At 66.8% G+C, this 16,917-nt stretch carries 16 protein-coding genes; 9 read left to right on the top strand and 7 right to left on the bottom strand.

What is annotated here, in order from left to right; translation table 11 throughout:
• Positions 1-39: 39 nt before the first annotated feature.
• From ACSX1C_RS15820 to ACSX1C_RS15810, 3 genes are all read right to left on the bottom strand, one after another.
• Positions 40-597: an L-threonylcarbamoyladenylate synthase gene (locus ACSX1C_RS15820; RefSeq protein WP_439886917.1), complete on the bottom strand. Its 558-nt coding sequence runs from the start codon at positions 595-597 to the stop codon at positions 40-42.
• Between the two features lie 74 nt (positions 598-671).
• Entirely contained in the window at positions 672-1,760 is a 1,089-nt protein-coding gene (dprA, locus tag ACSX1C_RS15815; RefSeq protein WP_439886916.1) for a DNA-processing protein DprA, read from the bottom strand.
• A gap of 110 nt (positions 1,761-1,870) precedes the next feature.
• Entirely contained in the window at positions 1,871-2,896 is a 1,026-nt protein-coding gene (locus ACSX1C_RS15810; protein ID WP_318644260.1) for a LysM peptidoglycan-binding domain-containing protein, read from the bottom strand.
• Between the two features lie 155 nt (positions 2,897-3,051).
• Between ACSX1C_RS15810 and def the strand changes: the two genes are divergently transcribed.
• The 5 genes from def to ACSX1C_RS15785 are packed head-to-tail and all read left to right on the top strand — an operon-like array spanning position 3,052 to position 7,613.
• The gene (def, locus tag ACSX1C_RS15805; protein ID WP_318644261.1) at positions 3,052-3,558 is read left to right on the top strand and encodes a peptide deformylase; all 507 of its coding nucleotides are present in this window, start codon (positions 3,052-3,054) and stop codon (positions 3,556-3,558) included.
• A gap of 55 nt (positions 3,559-3,613) precedes the next feature.
• On the top strand, positions 3,614-4,558 hold the full coding sequence (gene fmt, locus ACSX1C_RS15800; RefSeq protein WP_439886915.1) for a methionyl-tRNA formyltransferase: 945 nt from the start codon (positions 3,614-3,616) through the stop codon (positions 4,556-4,558).
• On the top strand, positions 4,555-5,865 hold the full coding sequence (gene rsmB / locus ACSX1C_RS15795; RefSeq protein ID WP_439886914.1) for a 16S rRNA (cytosine(967)-C(5))-methyltransferase RsmB: 1,311 nt from the start codon (positions 4,555-4,557) through the stop codon (positions 5,863-5,865). The genes fmt and rsmB overlap by 4 nt, the downstream gene beginning before the upstream one ends.
• Before the next feature lie 9 nt (positions 5,866-5,874).
• Complete coding sequence (trkA, locus tag ACSX1C_RS15790) at positions 5,875-7,248, top strand: Trk system potassium transporter TrkA (protein WP_318644264.1); 1,374 nt, start codon at positions 5,875-5,877, stop codon at positions 7,246-7,248.
• Between the two features lie 44 nt (positions 7,249-7,292).
• A complete protein-coding gene (locus ACSX1C_RS15785) occupies positions 7,293-7,613 on the top strand; it encodes a tetratricopeptide repeat protein (protein ID WP_439886913.1) in 321 nt (106 codons plus the stop codon).
• Between the two features lie 3 nt (positions 7,614-7,616).
• Here the strand turns inward: ACSX1C_RS15785 and ACSX1C_RS15780 are convergent, their stop codons facing one another.
• The 3 genes from ACSX1C_RS15780 to ACSX1C_RS15770 all read right to left on the bottom strand — a co-directional run bounded on the left by ACSX1C_RS15780 (position 7,617) and on the right by ACSX1C_RS15770 (position 9,508).
• Positions 7,617-7,880, bottom strand: coding sequence for a PilZ domain-containing protein (locus ACSX1C_RS15780; protein WP_318644266.1), 264 nt, complete (start codon positions 7,878-7,880; stop codon positions 7,617-7,619).
• Positions 7,881-7,980: 100 nt separating this feature from the next.
• A complete protein-coding gene (locus tag ACSX1C_RS15775) occupies positions 7,981-8,868 on the bottom strand; it encodes a lysophospholipid acyltransferase (RefSeq protein WP_439886912.1) in 888 nt (295 codons plus the stop codon).
• A gap of 85 nt (positions 8,869-8,953) precedes the next feature.
• A complete protein-coding gene (locus tag ACSX1C_RS15770) occupies positions 8,954-9,508 on the bottom strand; it encodes a DNA-3-methyladenine glycosylase I (protein ID WP_439886911.1) in 555 nt (184 codons plus the stop codon).
• Between the two features lie 83 nt (positions 9,509-9,591).
• Here ACSX1C_RS15770 and glyQ point away from each other — a divergent pair, with 83 nt between their 5' ends.
• From glyQ to ACSX1C_RS15750, 4 genes are read left to right on the top strand one after another with little or no spacing between them, the layout of a single operon-like run.
• Positions 9,592-10,539, top strand: coding sequence for a glycine--tRNA ligase subunit alpha (glyQ, locus tag ACSX1C_RS15765; protein ID WP_318644269.1), 948 nt, complete (start codon positions 9,592-9,594; stop codon positions 10,537-10,539).
• Positions 10,536-12,590 carry a glycine--tRNA ligase subunit beta gene (gene glyS / locus ACSX1C_RS15760; protein ID WP_439886910.1) on the top strand — a complete coding sequence of 685 codons (2,055 nt, stop codon included), beginning with the start codon at positions 10,536-10,538 and terminating at the stop codon, positions 12,588-12,590. The genes glyQ and glyS overlap by 4 nt, the downstream gene beginning before the upstream one ends.
• A gap of 48 nt (positions 12,591-12,638) precedes the next feature.
• Entirely contained in the window at positions 12,639-13,220 is a 582-nt protein-coding gene (gmhB, locus tag ACSX1C_RS15755; protein WP_439889431.1) for a D-glycero-beta-D-manno-heptose 1,7-bisphosphate 7-phosphatase, read from the top strand.
• A 36-nt stretch (positions 13,221-13,256) separates the two neighbouring features.
• Positions 13,257-14,030, top strand: coding sequence for a lysophospholipid acyltransferase family protein (locus ACSX1C_RS15750; protein WP_439886909.1), 774 nt, complete (start codon positions 13,257-13,259; stop codon positions 14,028-14,030).
• 469 nt (positions 14,031-14,499) lie between these two features.
• On the opposite strand, the gene gyrB is transcribed toward ACSX1C_RS15750, so the two are convergent.
• Positions 14,500-16,917, bottom strand: a complete 2,418-nt coding sequence (gene gyrB / locus ACSX1C_RS15745) for a DNA topoisomerase (ATP-hydrolyzing) subunit B (RefSeq protein ID WP_318644273.1) — start codon at positions 16,915-16,917, stop codon at positions 14,500-14,502.

Below are 16,917 nucleotides of genomic sequence, written 5' to 3'. Positions count from 1 at the left end.
GATCTGTGCGCCTGACCCACCCTGCGCACCCGGACAGGCTCAGGCCGGCCGGATCACCTCGCCACTGCGCAGGTCGCGGATCAGGCTGGGATTCCGGCGCCCGCCCAGGGCGCCGCCGAGCACCTTGTCCAGCTGCCGCGGGAAATACTGCTCGACCCGCAGGCGCGATCGCGCCGCCGGCCGCCCGGCCGGGTTGGCCGAGGTCGACACCAGCGGGCCGGTGAGGGCGCACAGGGCCCGCACCAGGGGATGGTCGCTGACCCGCAGGGCCACGCTGGCATGGCGGCCGCTGATCCATTCCGGCAGACGCTGCTGGTGCGGCACCAGCCAGGTGTGCGGCCCCGGCCAGCTGCCGGCCAGGCGCTGCTGCCAGACCTCCGGCAGGTCCTCGAGGAGGAAGTCGAACTGCTCGATGCAGTCGGCCACCAGGATCAGGCCCTTGTCCACCGGCCGTTCCTTGAGCGCCAGCAGGCGCTCCACCGCCAGCTCGTCCCAGGGGTCGCAGCCCAAGCCCCATACCGCCTCGGTGGGGTAGGCGATGACGCCGCCCTGGCGCACCACCCGCGCCGCCTGTTGCACCTGCCAACTGCTGACCATCCACCGCTCTCCACCTGACGACTTCGACGCAGTGTATCCACGCCTGCCGCCGCTTGCGCAAGCCTCGCCATGCCTCAGTCGGCACGCCCCACCCAACGACCGCCTTCGCGAGCGATGCGCCCCTCCAGCTCCAGCTCGGTCAAGGCGGCCAGGACCTCGGACAGCGGCCAGCCACTGGCCGCAGCCAGGGCCTCGCTGCTGTGCGGGGCGGCGTGCAGCAGGTCGAGCAAGGGGTGGGGCTGACGCTCCGGCGCACCCGGCTCGGCGGCACCGGGCAGCGGCGCCTGCCAGCCGCGCAGGGCCTCGAGGATGTGCTCGATGCTTTCCACCAGGGTAGCGCCTTCGCGGATCAACTGGTGACAGCCGCGCGCCCCGGGATGGTGGATGGAGCCGGGAATCGCATACACCTCGCGACCCTGCTCGGCGGCCAGGCGGGCGGTGATCAGCGAACCGCTGGAGGGACTGGCCTCGACCACCAGCACGCCGAGGGACAGGCCGCTGATGATGCGGTTGCGCCGGGGAAAGTTGCTGGCCTGGGGCGGACAACCCAGGGGCAGCTCGGAGACCAGGGCGCCACCGCACTCGACGATCTCCGCCGCCAGCCGCTCGTGCCGCGCCGGGTAGATGTGTCCCAGTCCGGTGCCCAGCACCGCGACGGTCTTGCCGCCAGCCTCCAGCGCCCCCCGGTGAGCGGCGCCATCGATGCCCAGAGCCAAACCACTGGTGATCACGAAGCCGCCGCCGGCCAGGCTGCGGGCGAAGCTGCGGGCGCTATCCAGGCCGGGCCGCGAGGCGCGGCGACTGCCGACCATGGCCAGTTGCGGCCGCTCGAGCAGGCCGGGATCGCCGGCGACGAACAGCAGCGGCGGGGCGTCGCCCAGTTCGGCGAGCAAGCCCGGATAGGCCGGGTCGTCCCACATCAGCAGATGATGCTCGGGCGCGTCCAGCCAGGCCAGGGCGGCGGCGGCACGCTCGCGCACCTCGGCGCTGCGCCGCGGTTCGGCACAGGCCGCCGGCAGGCCCAGGGCCCGCCAGGCACTGGCCGGGGCGCTGAGGGCGGCGGCGGCACTGTCGAAGGCTGCCAGCAACTTGCGAAAACGCCGCGGCCCCAACTCCGGCAGGGCATGCAGGCGCAAACGGGCTTCGCATTCGGCAGGAGACATGCAGGGACTGCAAGATTGCGACATGCTGATCATCCTTGATCGGTCGCGCCGCGCCGACGGCAGCTAGCGGCAGGCAGAAAAAAGCCCCGCCAAGGCGGGGCTTTTTTCTGTTAGGGGTTGCGGACCTTGTCCAGTACCGCCAGTTGGCGGGTGGCACCGAGCACCAGGCCATAGCTGAGCTTGTCGTAGGTGCGGAACACCATCAGCAGGCCGGCCCGCTCATCGGGAATCTTCACCGCCTCGCCGGTCACCCGGTCGCGCACGGTTTCCCCGGTCTTGTACACCGCCAGCACGTTGCCCACTTCCAGGCCGTCACGGGCGCCCTTGTTCAGGGTGACCACGTCGAACTGGCCGATCTGGGTCACGCCGCGCGGCACGTCGAGAATCAGGCCGTTAATCGGGTTGGCCGGCTCGCTGGGCATGAAGGTCGAGTTGATCGCGCGCTCCTCGGTGGGGAACAGGCGGTCGCCCAGGCGCACTTCCTGGGTCGAACGGGTCAGGTTCATGGTGCCGATGTCGCCTTCCTCGGCGACGATCTCGCCGCCACCGATGTCGTCGGCGTTGATCCCGAGGAACTCCTGGGTCTCCGGGTCGACATAGGTCTTGCCCTGGCGGAAGATGCCGTACACCGGCGCGCTCTCGTCGAACTGGCCACGGGCATAGACGCGGTCGCCGGCGCCGCTGACCACGCGCTCGGCGTTGCCGGCGACCACATAGGGCGCCCCCTGGAACTGCTCCGGGGTATCGACGATGCGGTTGCTCAGCAGGAAGCTGTTGATCGCCTCCAGCGGAATGGTCGGGATGGCCTCGGCCATCGGCGTGACGCGCACCTTGGGCGACAGTTTGATGGTGCCGCGCGACTCGCCGCGATTGAGCACCAGACGCGGCTGACCGTCGACGTAGACCAGGCTCAGTTCGTCGCCGGGGTAGATGAGGTGAGGGTTTTCCACCTGGGGGTTGGCGTGCCAGATCTCCGGCCACTTCCACGGCTGACTGAGGAATCGGCCGGAAATGTCCCAGAGGGTATCGCCCTTGACCACGGTGTAACGGTCGGGGTGACCTTCCTTGAGCTGCACTTCGGCCTGGGCCAAGCCGCCTGCGGCGAGCAGCAGCAGGGCGAGTAGTGATTTCCTCATACGGTGAATCCCTTTATTATGTGTCTTCACGTGGAGCGCCCTAGCGCCGCGACTGAAACCCAGTGAAACAGCGGCGTGAAGCCGTTTTTCAATGCTGCTCATCATCTTAGCAGCGGATTTTGACTTTATTCCACAAGTGCATCACAAACCCAATTATGGCCATCCTGAACATCCTCGAATTCCCCGATCCGCGCCTGCGCACCATCGCCAAACCGGTGGACGTGGTCGATGACGCCCTGCGCCAGCTGATCGACGACATGTTCGAAACCATGTACGAAGCTCCGGGCATCGGCCTCGCCGCGACCCAGGTCAACGTGCACAAGCGGGTGGTGGTGATGGACCTGTCGGAAGACCGTTCCGAGCCGCGGGTGTTCATCAACCCCGAGTTCGAAACCCTGACCGACGAGATGGACCAGTACCAGGAAGGCTGCCTGTCGGTACCGGGCTTCTACGAGAACGTCGACCGTCCGCAGAAGGTCAAGATCAAGGCCCTGGACCGCGATGGCCAACCCTTCGAGCTGATCGCCGAAGGCCTGCTGGCGGTGTGCATCCAGCACGAATGCGACCACCTCAACGGCAAGCTGTTCGTCGACTACCTGTCGACCCTGAAACGCGACCGCATCAAGAAGAAGCTGGAAAAGCAACACCGCCAGCGGGCGTGACCCACGACTCATACAAAGGCTTGCCGCGGCAAGCCTTTTTCTTTAGCGAGAGCCCATGACTGAAGCACTGCGCATCGTCTTCGCCGGCACCCCGGAATTCGCCGCCGAGCACCTCAAGACCCTGCTCGACACCCCGCACCGGATAGTCGCCGTCTACAGCCAGCCGGACCGCCCGGCCGGGCGCGGGCACAAGCTCACCCCCAGCCCGGTCAAGCAACTGGCGCTGCAGCACGCTATCCCCGTCTACCAGCCGCAGAGCCTGCGCGACCCGGCGGCCCAGGCCGAACTGGCGGCGCTGGCGCCCGACCTGATGGTGGTGGTGGCCTACGGCCTGATCCTGCCGCAGGCGGTGCTCGACATCCCGCGCCTGGGCTGCATCAACAGCCACGCCTCGCTGCTGCCGCGCTGGCGCGGCGCCGCGCCCATCCAGCGCGCCATCGAAGCCGGCGACGACGAGAGCGGGGTGACGGTGATGCGCATGGAGGCCGGCCTGGACACCGGGCCGATGCTGCTCAAGGTCGGCACGCCCATCGCCGCCGACGACACCGGCGGCAGCCTGCATGACCGTCTCGCCGTCCTCGGCCCCCGGGCCGTGGTCGAGGCCATCGCCGGCCTGGCCGATGGCACCCTGATTGGCGAGGTGCAGGACGACGGCCTGGCCACCTACGCACACAAGCTGAACAAGGACGAGGCGCGCCTCGACTGGACGCGTCCGGCAGAGGAACTGGAACGCCTGATCCGCGCCTTCAACCCCTGGCCGATCTGCCACAGCACCCTCGCCGGGGCACCGCTCAAGGTCCTCGCCGCCCAGCTGGCGGACGGCCGCGGCGCACCGGGGCAGATACTCGCCGCCAGCAAGGACGGCCTGACGGTCGCCTGTGGCGAGGCGGCCCTGCGCTTGACGCGCCTGCAACTGCCGGGGGGCAAGGCCCTGGACTTCGCCGACCTGTACAACAGCCGCCGCGAGCAGTTCGCCATCGGCGCGGTGCTCGGCCAGTGAACCCGCGCCTGGCCGCCGCCCGCGCCCTGGCCAGCGTGCTCGGCGGCAAGGCCTCCCTGGGCAGCAGCCTGCCGCCGCTGCTGGACAAGGTCGCGCCGCGCGACCGCGGCCTGGCCCAGGATCTGGCGTTCGGCACCGCCCGCTGGCAACCGCGCCTGGCCCTGCTGGCCGACAAGCTGTTGCAGAAACCCTTCAAGGCCACCGACCGCGACCTCGAAGCCCTGCTGCTGATCGGCCTGTACCAGTTGCTCTACACGCGCATCCCGGCCCACGCGGCAATCGGCGAGACGGTGGGCTGCGCCGACAAGCTGAAGAAGTCCTCGGCCAAGGGCCTGCTCAATGCCGTGCTGCGCCGCGCCCAGCGCGAGGGCGAGACCATCATCGCCAGCCTCGACCGCGACCCGGTGCTGCACAGCGCCCATCCGCGCTGGCTGCAGAAGGCCCTCAAGGCCCACTGGCCGGAGCACTGGCAGGCCATCTGCGCGGCCAACAACGCCCATCCGCCGCTGATCCTGCGGGTCAACCGGCGCCATGGCAGCCGCGATGACTACCTGACCGAATTGCGCACGGCGGGGATCGAAGCCGAGCCCTGTGCCTACAGCCGCGACGGCATCCGTCTGCTCCAGGCCTGCGACGTGACCGGCCTGCCGGGCTTCGCCGAAGGCCGGGTCAGCGTGCAGGACGAAGCCGCCCAGCTGGCTGCCGAGCTGCTCGAGCTGGCCCCGGGACAGCGCGTGCTGGATGCCTGCTGCGCGCCGGGCGGCAAGACCTGCCACCTGCTCGAAGCCCAGCCGGAGCTGGCCGCGGTGGTGGCGGTGGACCTGGAGGAAAAGCGCCTGGTGCGGGTGCGCGAAAATCTCGGGCGCCTCGGCCTGCAGGCCGAGCTGATCGCCGCCGACGCCCGCGCCGTCGACGCCTGGTGGGACGGCCAGGCCTTCCAGCGCATCCTGCTGGATGCGCCCTGTTCGGCTACCGGGGTGATCCGCCGTCATCCGGACATCAAGCTGACCCGCCAGGCCGCGGACATCCCCGCCCTGGCCCAGTTGCAGGGCGAGCTGCTGGACGCCCTGTGGCCGACCCTGGCGGTCGGCGGCATGCTGCTCTACGCCACCTGCTCGACCCTGCCGACGGAGAACACCGAGGTGATCGCCGCCTTCCTCGCCCGTACCCCCGGTGCCCGCGAGCTGGCCATCGCCGGCCCCTTCGGCCTGCAACAGCCCCACGGCCGCCAACTGCTCGCCCAGACGGACGGCCATGACGGCTTCTACTATGCCAAGCTGATCAAGATCGCCGCCGCTCGCGGCTGAGGAACAGAGATGAAGATCATCATTCTCGGCGCCGGCCAGGTCGGTGGCACCCTGGCCGAACACCTGGCCAGCGAGGCCAACGACATCACCGTGGTCGACACCGACAGCGACCGCCTGCGCGAGCTGGGCGACCGCCTGGACATCCGCACGGTGCAGGGCCGCGGCTCGTTTCCCGCGGTGCTGCGCCAGGCCGGTGCCGACGACGCCGACATGCTGGTGGCGGTGACCAACAGCGACGAAGTCAACATGATCGCCTGCCAGGTGGCCTACACCCTGTTCCACACCCCGACCAAGATCGCCCGGGTGCGCGAGGCCGCCTACCTGACCCGCAGCGGCCTGTTCAACAACGAGTCGATCCCGGTGGACGTGCTGATCAGCCCGGAACAGGTGGTGACCAACTACATCAAACGCCTGATCGAGTACCCCGGTGCCCTGCAGGTGATCGACTTCGCCGAGGGCAAGGCCCAGCTGGTGGCGGTCCGCGCCTACTACGGCGGCCCGCTGGTCGGCCAGCAGCTAAAGCAGCTGCGCGAGCACATGCCCAACGTGGACACCCGGGTGGCGGCGATCTTCCGCCGCAACCGGCCGATCATGCCCAAGGGCGATACGGTGATCGAGGCCGACGATGAGGTGTTCTTCATCGCCGCCAAGGCCCACATCAGGGCGGTGATGAGCGAGATGCGCCGCCTGGAGGACAGCTACAAGCGGGTGGTGATCGCCGGCGGCGGGCATATCGGCGAACGCCTGGCCGAGGCCATCGAGAGCCGCTACCAGGTGAAGATCATCGAGATGAACCCGGCGCGCTGCCGCTACCTCTCGGAGAACCTGGACAGCACCGTGGTGCTGCAGGGCAGCGCCTCGGACCGCGACCTGCTGGTGGAGGAGAACATCAACGATGCCGACATCTTCCTGGCCCTGACCAACGACGACGAGGCCAACATCATGTCCTCGCTGCTGGCCAAGCGCCTCGGCGCGCGCAAGGTGATGACCATCATCAACAACCCGGCCTATGTCGACCTGGTCCAGGGCGGCGAGATCGACATCGCCATCAGCCCGCAGCTGGCCACCATCGGCACCCTGCTGACCCATGTGCGCCGCGGTGACATCGAGAGCGTGCACTCGCTGCGCCGCGGTGCGGCCGAGGCCATCGAGGCCATCGCCCACGGCGACGCCAAGTCGAGCAAGGTGGTCGGGCGCATGATCGAGGAGATCGCCCTGCCGCCGGGCACCACCATAGGCGCGATCATCCGCGACGAGGAGGTGCTGATCGCCCACGACGACACGGTGATCGAGTCCGGCGACCACGTGATCCTGTTCCTGGTCGACAAGAAATACATCCGTGCGGCGGAAAGCCTGTTCCAGGTCGGGCTAACCTTCTTCTAAGAAGCACGCCCCCGTCGTCCACCCAACCGCGAGCCGGAGTCACCATGCTGGAATCCCTGGAAAAAATGCTGGCCCAGGGCATGGACAATGCCCTGCTGCGCTTCGGCCTGGGCAAGGGCTACCTGGACGCCGGCGAGTTCGCCCGCGCCGCCGAGCACTTCCAGCGCTGCGTGGAGCACGACCCCAATTACTCCGCGGCCTGGAAGCTGCTCGGCAAGGCGCAGCTGGAACTGGGCGACCGCCAGGCAGCCGAGCGGGCCTGGCAGCAGGGCATCGCCGCGGCCCAGGGCCACGGCGACAAGCAGGCGGAAAAGGAGATGACGGTGTTCCTCAAACGCCTGCAGCGGCAGAGTTCCGCCGACTGAGGCTCAGTCCTCGACGAAGCGCAGGCCGACCCCCTCGGCATCCACGCGCATCACCTCCATCTGCAGCACCGGCGCCTCGATCGGCAGGTCCTGGACCTGCCCGGTGACCCGGGTGCCGGCAACCAGCTCGGTGAGCTGCGGGTGCTTGACGTACACCCCGCCATCGGACAGGTCGCGGGTCTGCGCCACCAGTTCACCGAAGCTCGGATGACAGATCTTGATCCGGCATTTCATCGACGTACGCACATGCTGACGCTGGTTGGACATGGCTGCTGCGATCCTCGACAGGGGCTGTGGAAATGACTCATGCAGAGTGCCTGTCGGCCCCGGCGGGCGCGACAGGAAAACCTCGAAGCGCTGCGCGCCGCTAGTACCACTTCGGCTCGCCGTCGGGGCGCTTCTTGAAGCGCTTCATGCTCCACATGTACTGGCTCGGGTAAGCACGCACGTAGCGCTCGATCACCGCGCTCATGGCGGCCACGCCTTCGGCGACATCCTCGCTGTACATGCCTTCCGGCGCGGCCTCGAGTATGACCTTGTAGCCGCTGCCGTCGGCCAGGCGCAGGGCGTGCAGGAACACCCCCTGAGCCTTGCCGCCGGCGAGCATGCCGGGGACGAACTTGCTGGTCAGGGTGGGCACGCCGCAGAAGGGCACGAACACGCCGGAGGACAGGCTCGGCTCCGGGTCGGCGGGAATGCCCACGGCGCCGCCGCGGCGCACCTCCTTGATGACGCTGAGAATGCCTTCCTTGGTCGAGGGCGCCACGCGGTTGCCCATCTGCACCCGCTGCCTGGCCAGCAGCTCGTCCACCGCCTTGAGCTTGGGCGGGCGGTAGAAGATGACCGGCTTGCACTGGGCGCAGTAGAAGTGGTTGAGCACCTCCCAGTTGCCCAGGTGGCTGGTGATGCCGACCACCCCCTGGCCCGAGGCCAGGGCCTGCTGCAGCACCTCCAGACCCTCCACCTCGCGCACCAGGGCCAGGGACCTGTGCGCCGGCCAGACCCAGGCGCAGGCGCTTTCGGTCAGGGTCTTGCCGATGCCTTGCAGGGTCTCGCGCAACAGGCGCTGGTGGGCGGCCGCGTCCAGCTCCGGGAAGCACTTGCGCAGGTTGGTGCTGGCGACGCGGCGCGAGCCGTTGGGCAGCTTCCACATCAGCCAGCCGATGGCGCCGCCCAGTGCTTGCACGGCGCGCCAGGGCAGTAGGGCGAGCAGGCGCAGGAAGCCCACCACCAGCGCACCTTTGAGCTTCTCCACAGGCAACTCCCGACAATCGCAAAGCGCCTATTGTAACCAAGCCACGCCCTGCCATGCAGCCGCGGGTGGCGTGGCGCGGCCTCGCTCAGTCCGCCGCCAGCACGGCGTAGCGGTCGCAGTCGGTGGTGTGGTCCATGACCATGCCGGCGGCCTGCATGTAGGCGTAGCAGATGGTCGGGCCGACGAAGGTGAAGCCGGCCTGCTTCAGCGCGCGGCTCATGGCCTCGGCCTCGGCGGTGACCGCCGGCACCTCGCCGCGGACGGCGAAGTGGTTGACCTTCGGCGCACCGCCGACGAAGGACCAGAGCAGCGCCACCGGGTCGTCGAGCCTCAGCCAGGCCTGGGCGTTCTGCCGCGCGGCCCGGAGTTTGAGGCGGTTGCGGATGATCCCCGGGTCCTGCATCAGCGCCTCGATCTCCTCGTCGCTCAGCTGCGCCAGGCGCTGCGGATCGAAGTCGAACAGCACCTGGCGATAGCGCGCGCGCTTCTTCAGCACGGTGATCCAGGACAGGCCAGCCTGAAAGCCTTCCAGCAGCAGCAGCTCGAACAGGGCCCGGGGGTCGCGCTGCGGCACCCCCCATTCCCGATCGTGGTAAGCCTGATAGAGGGGGTCGTCGGTGCACCAGAAGCAGCGTGGCATAGGGCCTTCCCGGGCGGTGGAGGGCGGACGGATTGGGGTATACTCCCAAGTTTTCCGTCGCAGCCTCAACAGGTGAATTTTTCGTGAGCCAGACTACGCCTGCCGTGCGCACCTTCCAAGACCTGATCCTGACCCTGCAGCAGTACTGGGCCGAACAGGGCTGCGTGGTGCTGCAGCCCTACGACATGGAAGTGGGCGCCGGCACCTTCCACACCGCCACCTTCCTGCGCGCCGTCGGCCCGGAATCCTGGAACGCCGCCTACGTGCAGCCGAGCCGCCGCCCCACCGACGGCCGCTACGGCGAGAACCCCAACCGCCTGCAGCACTACTACCAGTTCCAGGTGGTCCTTAAGCCCAACCCGGAGAACTTCCAGGAACTGTACCTGGGTTCGCTCGCGGCCATCGGCATCGACCCGCTGGTGCACGACATCCGCTTCGTCGAGGACAACTGGGAGTCGCCGACCCTCGGCGCCTGGGGCCTGGGTTGGGAAATCTGGCTCAACGGCATGGAAGTCACCCAGTTCACCTACTTCCAGCAGGCCGGCGGCATCGAGTGCTACCCGGTGACCGGCGAGATCACCTACGGCCTGGAGCGCCTGGCCATGTACATCCAGGGCGTCGACTCGGTGTACGACCTGGTGTGGACCGACGGCCCATTCGGTAAGGTCACCTACGGCGACGTGTTCCACCAGAACGAGGTGGAACAGTCCACCTACAACTTCGAACACGCCAACGTCGACAAGCTGTTCGAGCTGTTCGACTTCTACGAGAGCGAGGCCAACCGCCTGATCGAGCTGGAGCTGCCGCTGCCGACCTACGAGATGGTGCTTAAGGCCTCGCACACCTTCAACCTGCTCGACGCCCGCCGCGCCATCTCGGTGACCGAACGCCAGCGCTACATCCTGCGCGTGCGCACCCTGGCCCGCGCCGTGGCGCAGAGCTACCTGCAGGCGCGGCGCAAACTCGGCTTCCCCATGGCCACCCCCGAACTGCGTGACGAAGTACTGGCCAAGCTGGAGGCTGCAGAATGAGTGCATTGGATTTCCTCGTCGAACTGGGCACCGAAGAGCTGCCGCCCAAGGCCCTGAAGAGCCTCGGCGAGGCCTTCCTCGCCGGCATCGAGAAGGGCCTCAAGGCCGCCGGCCTCGACTACCGGGCCTGCCGGTTCTATGCCGCGCCGCGCCGTCTGGCCGTGCAGATCGACCAGCTGGCGACCCAGCAGCCCGATCGCAGCCATAACCTCGACGGCCCGCCGCTGCAGGCCGCCTTCAATGCCGAAGGCCAACCGACCCAGGCGGCCCTGGGCTTCGCCAAGAAATGTGGCGTGGAACTCGCCGAGATCGACCAGAGCGGTCCCAAGCTGCGCTATACCCAGCGCATTCCCGGCCAACCGGCCAGCGCGCTGCTGCCGGCGATCGTCGAGGCCTCGCTGAACGAGCTGCCGATTCCCAAGCGCATGCGCTGGGCGGCGCGGCGCGACGAGTTCGTGCGCCCGACCCAGTGGCTGGTGATGCTGTTCGGCGACGAGGTGATCGACTGCAAGATCCTCGCCCAGAAGGCCGGCCGCGAGTCCCGCGGCCATCGCTTCCACAGCCCGGCCAAGGTGCGCATCAGCAGTGCCGGCACCTACCTGGAAGACCTGCGCAGCGCCTACGTGCTGGCCGACTTCGCCGAGCGCCGCGAGCTGATCGCCCGGCGCGTCGCCGAGTTGGCCGCCGAGCAGCGGGGCAGCGCCATAGTGCCGCCGGCGCTGCTGGATGAGGTCAGCGCCCTGGTCGAATGGCCGGTGCCGCTGGTCTGCTCCTTCGAGGAACGCTTCCTCGCCGTGCCCCAGGAAGCCCTGATTACCACCATGCAGGACAACCAGAAGTACTTCTGCCTGCTGGATGCCGGCGGCAAGCTGCTGCCGCGCTTCATCACCGTGGCCAACGTCGAGAGCAAGGACCCGGCGCAGATCGTCGCCGGCAACGAGAAGGTGGTGCGCCCGCGCCTGACCGACGCCGAGTTCTTCTTCAAGCAGGACCAGAAGCAGCCGCTGGAGCACTTCAACCAGCGCCTGGCGAACGTGGTGTTCCAGGCCCAGCTCGGTTCCGTGTTCGAGAAGGCCCAGCGCGTTTCCAAACTCGCCGCCTTTATCGCCGAGCGGGTCGGCGGCGACGCCGAGCGCGCGGCGCGCGCCGGCATCCTGTGCAAGTGCGACCTGGCCAGCGAGATGGTCGGAGAGTTCCCCGAGATGCAGGGCATCGCCGGCTACTACTACGCCAAGCATGACGGCGAGGCCGAAGACGTCGCCCTGGCGCTGAACGAGCAGTACATGCCGCGTGGCGCCGGCGCCGAGTTGCCGAGCACCCTGACCGGCGCCGCGGTGGCCCTGGCCGACAAGCTCGACACCCTGGTCGGCATCTTCGGCATCGGCATGCTGCCCACCGGCAGCAAGGACCCCTACGCCCTGCGTCGCGCGGCCTTGGGCGTGCTGCGCATCCTCATCGAGAAGGGCCTGGACCTGGACCTGAACGAGGCCGTGACGTTCGCTATCGGGCAGTTCGGCGACAAGGTCAAGGCAGAAGGCCTGGCCGGCCAGGTGCTGGACTTCGTCTTCGACCGCCTACGCGCGCGCTACGAGGACGAAGGCGTGGACGTGGCCGTGTACCAGTCGGTACGTGCCCTCGGCCCCAGCGCGCCGTTGGACTTCGACCAGCGCGTGCAGGCGGTGCAAGCCTTCCGCGCGCGCAGCGAGGCCGAGGCCCTGGCCGCGGCGAACAAGCGGGTGTGGAATCTGCTGAGCAAGTTCGAGGGCAGCGTGCCCGCGCATGTCGAGCGTGCCCTGCTGCAGGAGCCGGCCGAACAGGCCCTGGCCGAGGCCGTGGCCAACGCCGAGCAGGCGGTGCAACCGATGGCGGCGGCACGCTGCTACCGCGAGGCCCTGGAGCATCTGGCCAGCCTGCGCGAGCCGGTGGACAGCTTCTTCGAGGCGGTGCTGGTCAACGCCGACGACGCGGCCGTGCGGGCCAACCGCTACGCGTTGCTGGCGCGGCTGCGCGGCCTGTTCCTCGGCGTGGCCGACATCTCGGTGCTGGGCTGAGGCCCGGAGTAAGTAGGGTGGGTTGAGCGCAGCGATACCCATCTGCGCATTGCCACTGGGTTACGCCGCTACGCGGCTAACCCATCCTACGGATCTCGCATGAAACTGCTGATTCTCGACCGCGACGGCGTGATCAATCACGACTCCGACGCCTACATCAAGACCCTGGAAGAGTGGATTCCACTGCCCGGGGCCATTGCCGCCATCGCCCGCCTGTCCAGGGCCGGCTGGACCGTGGCGGTGGCCACCAACCAATCCGGCCTGGCCCGCGGCTACTACGACCAGGCGACCCTGGAGGCCATGCACGCCCGCCTGCGCCAGTTGGTGGCGGAGCAGGGCGGCGAGCTCGGCCTGATCGTGCATTGCCCCCACGGCCCGGACGACGGCTGTGACTGCCGCAAGCCCAAACCCGGTATGCTCCAGGCCATCGCCGAGCATTACGCCGTTTCGCTGGCCGGCGTCTGGTTCGTCGGCGACAGCAGCGGTGACCTCGAAGCGGCGCGCGCCGTCGATTGTCAGCCCGTGCTGGTCAAGACCGGCAAGGGCGAACGCACCCTGGCCAAAGCACTGCCAGCGGGCACTCTGGTATTCGAGGACCTGGCGGCCATCGCCGCTCATCTCCTCCCCTGATAACGCAGGCTGCGGCCTGCCACGGTAAAGGCTCCTATGTCGCCAGTGCAGTCCTCCAGAATCGTTCTCTTCTACCTGCTGCTGTCCCTGAGCGCCTGCTTCTGGTGCATCCTCAGCATGTTCGTGGCGCCCTTCCTGCCGTTCCGCGCCCGCTATCGCTTCGTCGTGCAGACCTGGTGCCGCTGCGCCGTGTGGCTGGCCAAGGCGATCGTCGGCATCCGCTACGAGGTCAAGGGCCTGGAGAACATCCCGCAGCAGCCCTGCGTGATCCTGGCCAAGCACCAGAGCACCTGGGAAACCTTCTTCCTCTCGGCCCTGTTCGAACCCCTCACCCAGGTGCTCAAGCGCGAGCTGCTGTATGTGCCGTTCTTCGGCTGGGCCATCGCCATGCTCAAGCCCATCGCCATCGACCGCAGCAACCCCAAGGCCGCCCTCAAGCAGGTCGCCAGCCAGGGCCACGAGCGCCTGGAGCAGGGCGCCTGGGTGCTGGTATTCCCCGAGGGTACGCGCATCCCCACCGGGCAGATCGGCAAGTTCTCCCGCGGCGGCGCATCCCTGGCGGTCAACGCCAACCTGCCGGTGCTACCGGTGGCGCACAACGCCGGCGAGTTCTGGCCCAAGGAGGGTTGGGGCAAGACCGCCGGCACCGTTCAGGTGATCATCGGCCCGGCCCTGCACGCCGAGGGTAATGGGCCTCGGGCCATCGCCGAGTTGAACGACCGCGCCTTCGCCTGGGTCTCCCAGGCACAGCGGGAAATCGGCGCCCTCGATTCCGGCGTGGTGCCCAGCGAGCCCGTGGAGTCGGCCTGACCCCAGACTGTGGATAAACTGTTCATAAAAAACCAAACCAGCCACAAGTAACGACTTAACTCACTGATTCAATAGGCCTTTAGCTGTTACCTCTAATTTGTCGTTTGAGTGAATAAGTTTTTACAGGACACGCAAAAGCCGGCCTTGTGGCCGGCTTTCTTATGCTCGCGGATATCTATCGGGAGCCCGAATACGCCCCGTCGAAAAGGCTGGCGTTCTCGCATTGAATGACTGGAATAGTCGAGATCGGGTATGACCTAGGCTTTTAAGCAGATAACAAAAAACCCGCCGAAGCGGGTTTTTTCCTGACCATTCGACATCCTGTCGGCGCTTCCTAGCGATGGTCAATCATCCTTGATTCCAAGCGAGTCCTTCGCTTGGTGGACGGGTATAGATTAATCGCGAGCAGCGGAGTTCGATATCTCCAAACACCGTCAATCCATGTAAGCCATTCGCTATACCCACAGAGTTATACGTCCAGGTTGGACACCGCCAGCGCGTTGGTCTCGATGAAGTCGCGACGCGGCTCCACCTCGTCGCCCATCAGGGTATTGAAGATCTGGTCCGCGGCAATCGCGTCCTCGATTCGCACCTTGAGCATGCGCCGCACTTCCGGGTCCATGGTGGTTTCCCACAGCTGGTCCGGGTTCATCTCGCCGAGCCCCTTGTAGCGCTGAATGCTGTGGCGCTTGGTGCTCTCGGTCATCAACCAACCCAGGGCGTCCTTGAAGGTGCTGACCGGCTTCTTACGCTCGCCACGCTGTACGTAGGCCCCGTCCTCCAGCAGGTTGTTGAGCTGTTCGCCCAGGCCGGTGACCGTCTTGTAGTCGTTGCTGGAGAAGAAGTCCCGGTTGAAGGTGATGTAGTTGGAAATGCCGTGGGAGATGAGTTCGACTTCCGGCAGCCACAGGTGACGCTCGTGGTCTTCGCGCAGGCTGGTCTTGTACACCAGGCCGGACTTCTCCATGGTCTTCAGGCGGGTCTCGAACTGGTGCAACCAGTTCTGCATGGCGTCCTTGTCGGCCAGCTGCTCCAGGGTCACCGCCGGCAGGTAGACGAAGTGCTCGGTCAGCTCCTGAGGGTAGAGGCGCGACAGGCGCTTGAGGGTCTTCATTACCATGCGGTAGTCGTTGACCAGACGCTCCAGTGCCTCGCCGGACAGGCCAGGCGCACTCTCGTTGACGTGCAGGCTGGCGTCCTCCAGGGCCGACTGGGTCATGTACTCTTCCATGGCCTCGTCGTCCTTGATGTACTGCTCGTGTTTGCCGCGCTTGACTTTGTACAGCGGCGGTTGAGCGATATAGATGTAGCCACGCTCGACCAGCTCCGGCAGCTGGCGGAAGAAGAAGGTCAGCAGCAGGGTACGGATGTGCGAACCGTCGACATCGGCATCGGTCATGATGATGATGTTGTGGTAGCGCAGCTTGTCGATGTTGTATTCCTCCCGGCCGATACCACAGCCGAGGGCGGTGATCAGGGTGCCGACCTCCTGGGAGGAAATCATCTTGTCGAAGCGCGCCTTCTCGACGTTGAGGATCTTGCCCTTGAGCGGCAGGATTGCCTGCGTCTTGCGGTTGCGCCCCTGCTTGGCCGAGCCGCCGGCGGAATCACCCTCCACTATGTAGAGTTCGGACAGCGCCGGGTCTTTTTCCTGGCAGTCGGCCAGCTTGCCGGGCAGCCCGGCAATGTCCAGGGCGCCCTTGCGCCGGGTCATCTCCCGTGCCTTGCGCGCCGCTTCGCGGGCGCGGGCGGCGTCGATCATCTTGCCGACCACGGCCTTGGCTTCGTTGGGGTTCTCCAGCAGGAAGTCGGAGAAATACTTGCCCATCTCCTGTTCGACCGCGGTCTTCACCTCGGAGGAGACCAGCTTGTCCTTGGTCTGAGAGCTGAACTTGGGGTCCGGCACCTTGACCGAGATGATGGCCGTGAGGCCTTCGCGGGCATCGTCGCCGGTGGTGGAGATCTTGTGCTTCTTGGCCAGACCTTCCTGCTCGATATAGGCGTTCAGGTTGCGCGTCAAAGCCGAGCGGAAACCGGCCAGGTGGGTGCCGCCGTCACGCTGCGGGATGTTGTTGGTGAAGCACAGGATGTTCTCGTTGAAGCTGTCGTTCCACTGCAAGGCGACTTCCACCCCGACCCCGTCGTCACGCTGGACGTTGAAGTGGAACACCTGGTTGACCGTGGACTTGTTGATGTTCAGGTACTCGACGAAGGCACGCAGTCCGCCCTCGTACTTGAACAGCTCTTCCTTGCCGCTGCGCTCGTCCTTCAGCAGGATGCCCACCCCGGAGTTGAGGAAGGACAGTTCGCGCAGGCGCTTGGCCAGGATGTCCCAGCTGAAGTGGATGTTGTGGAAGGTCTCTTCCGAAGGGCGGAAGTGGATCTGCGTACCGGTTCCATCGGTGTCACCCACGGCAGCCAGGGGGGCCTGGGGCACGCCGTGGACGTAGGTCTGCTCCCAGATCTTGCCGTTGCGGCGGATGGTCAGGATCAGTTCCTTGGACAGCGCGTTGACCACCGATACACCGACCCCGTGCAGACCGCCGGAGACCTTGTAGCTGTTGTCGTCGAACTTACCGCCGGCATGCAGGACGGTCATGATCACTTCGGCGGCAGATACGCCTTCGTCCTTGTGGATGTCCACCGGGATACCACGACCGTTGTCGCGCACGCTGATGGATTCGTCCGGGTGAATGGTGATGGTGATTTCGCTGCAATAGCCCGCGAGCGCTTCGTCAATCGAGTTGTCGACCACCTCGAACACCATGTGGTGCAGACCACTGCCATCGTCGGTGTCGCCGATGTACATACCAGGTCGCTTGCGTACGGCATCCAGGCCCTTGAGGACCTTGATGTTATTGGAGTCGTACGTTTGGTTTTCGCTCAT

It is taken from the genome of Pseudomonas sp. MBLB4123 (assembly GCF_051904775.1).
Taxonomy (GTDB): Bacteria; Pseudomonadota; Gammaproteobacteria; order Pseudomonadales; family Pseudomonadaceae; genus Aquipseudomonas; species Aquipseudomonas benzenivorans_B.
Note: the sequence above shows the minus strand (reverse complement) of the source record. Positions and strands in the feature narration are given on the sequence as shown.

Bases quoted from the DNA above. Each gene is read 5' to 3' on its own strand.
- glyS (WP_439886910.1), top strand. From the start codon at position 10,536: ATGAGTGCATTGGATTTCCTCGTCGAACTGGGCACCGAAGAGCTGCCG.
- def (WP_318644261.1), top strand. From the start codon at position 3,052: ATGGCCATCCTGAACATCCTCGAATTCCCCGATCCGCGCCTGCGCACC.
- ACSX1C_RS15750 (WP_439886909.1), top strand. From the start codon at position 13,257: ATGTCGCCAGTGCAGTCCTCCAGAATCGTTCTCTTCTACCTGCTGCTG.
- fmt (WP_439886915.1), top strand. From the start codon at position 3,614: ATGACTGAAGCACTGCGCATCGTCTTCGCCGGCACCCCGGAATTCGCC.
- ACSX1C_RS15810 (WP_318644260.1), bottom strand. From the start codon at position 2,896: ATGAGGAAATCACTACTCGCCCTGCTGCTGCTCGCCGCAGGCGGCTTG.
- ACSX1C_RS15820 (WP_439886917.1), bottom strand. From the start codon at position 597: ATGGTCAGCAGTTGGCAGGTGCAACAGGCGGCGCGGGTGGTGCGCCAG.
- ACSX1C_RS15780 (WP_318644266.1), bottom strand. From the start codon at position 7,880: ATGTCCAACCAGCGTCAGCATGTGCGTACGTCGATGAAATGCCGGATC.
- trkA (WP_318644264.1), top strand. From the start codon at position 5,875: ATGAAGATCATCATTCTCGGCGCCGGCCAGGTCGGTGGCACCCTGGCC.
- gyrB (WP_318644273.1), bottom strand. From the start codon at position 16,917: ATGAGCGAAAACCAAACGTACGACTCCAATAACATCAAGGTCCTCAAG.
- dprA (WP_439886916.1), bottom strand. From the start codon at position 1,760: ATGTCTCCTGCCGAATGCGAAGCCCGTTTGCGCCTGCATGCCCTGCCG.
- ACSX1C_RS15785 (WP_439886913.1), top strand. From the start codon at position 7,293: ATGCTGGAATCCCTGGAAAAAATGCTGGCCCAGGGCATGGACAATGCC.
- ACSX1C_RS15770 (WP_439886911.1), bottom strand. From the start codon at position 9,508: ATGCCACGCTGCTTCTGGTGCACCGACGACCCCCTCTATCAGGCTTAC.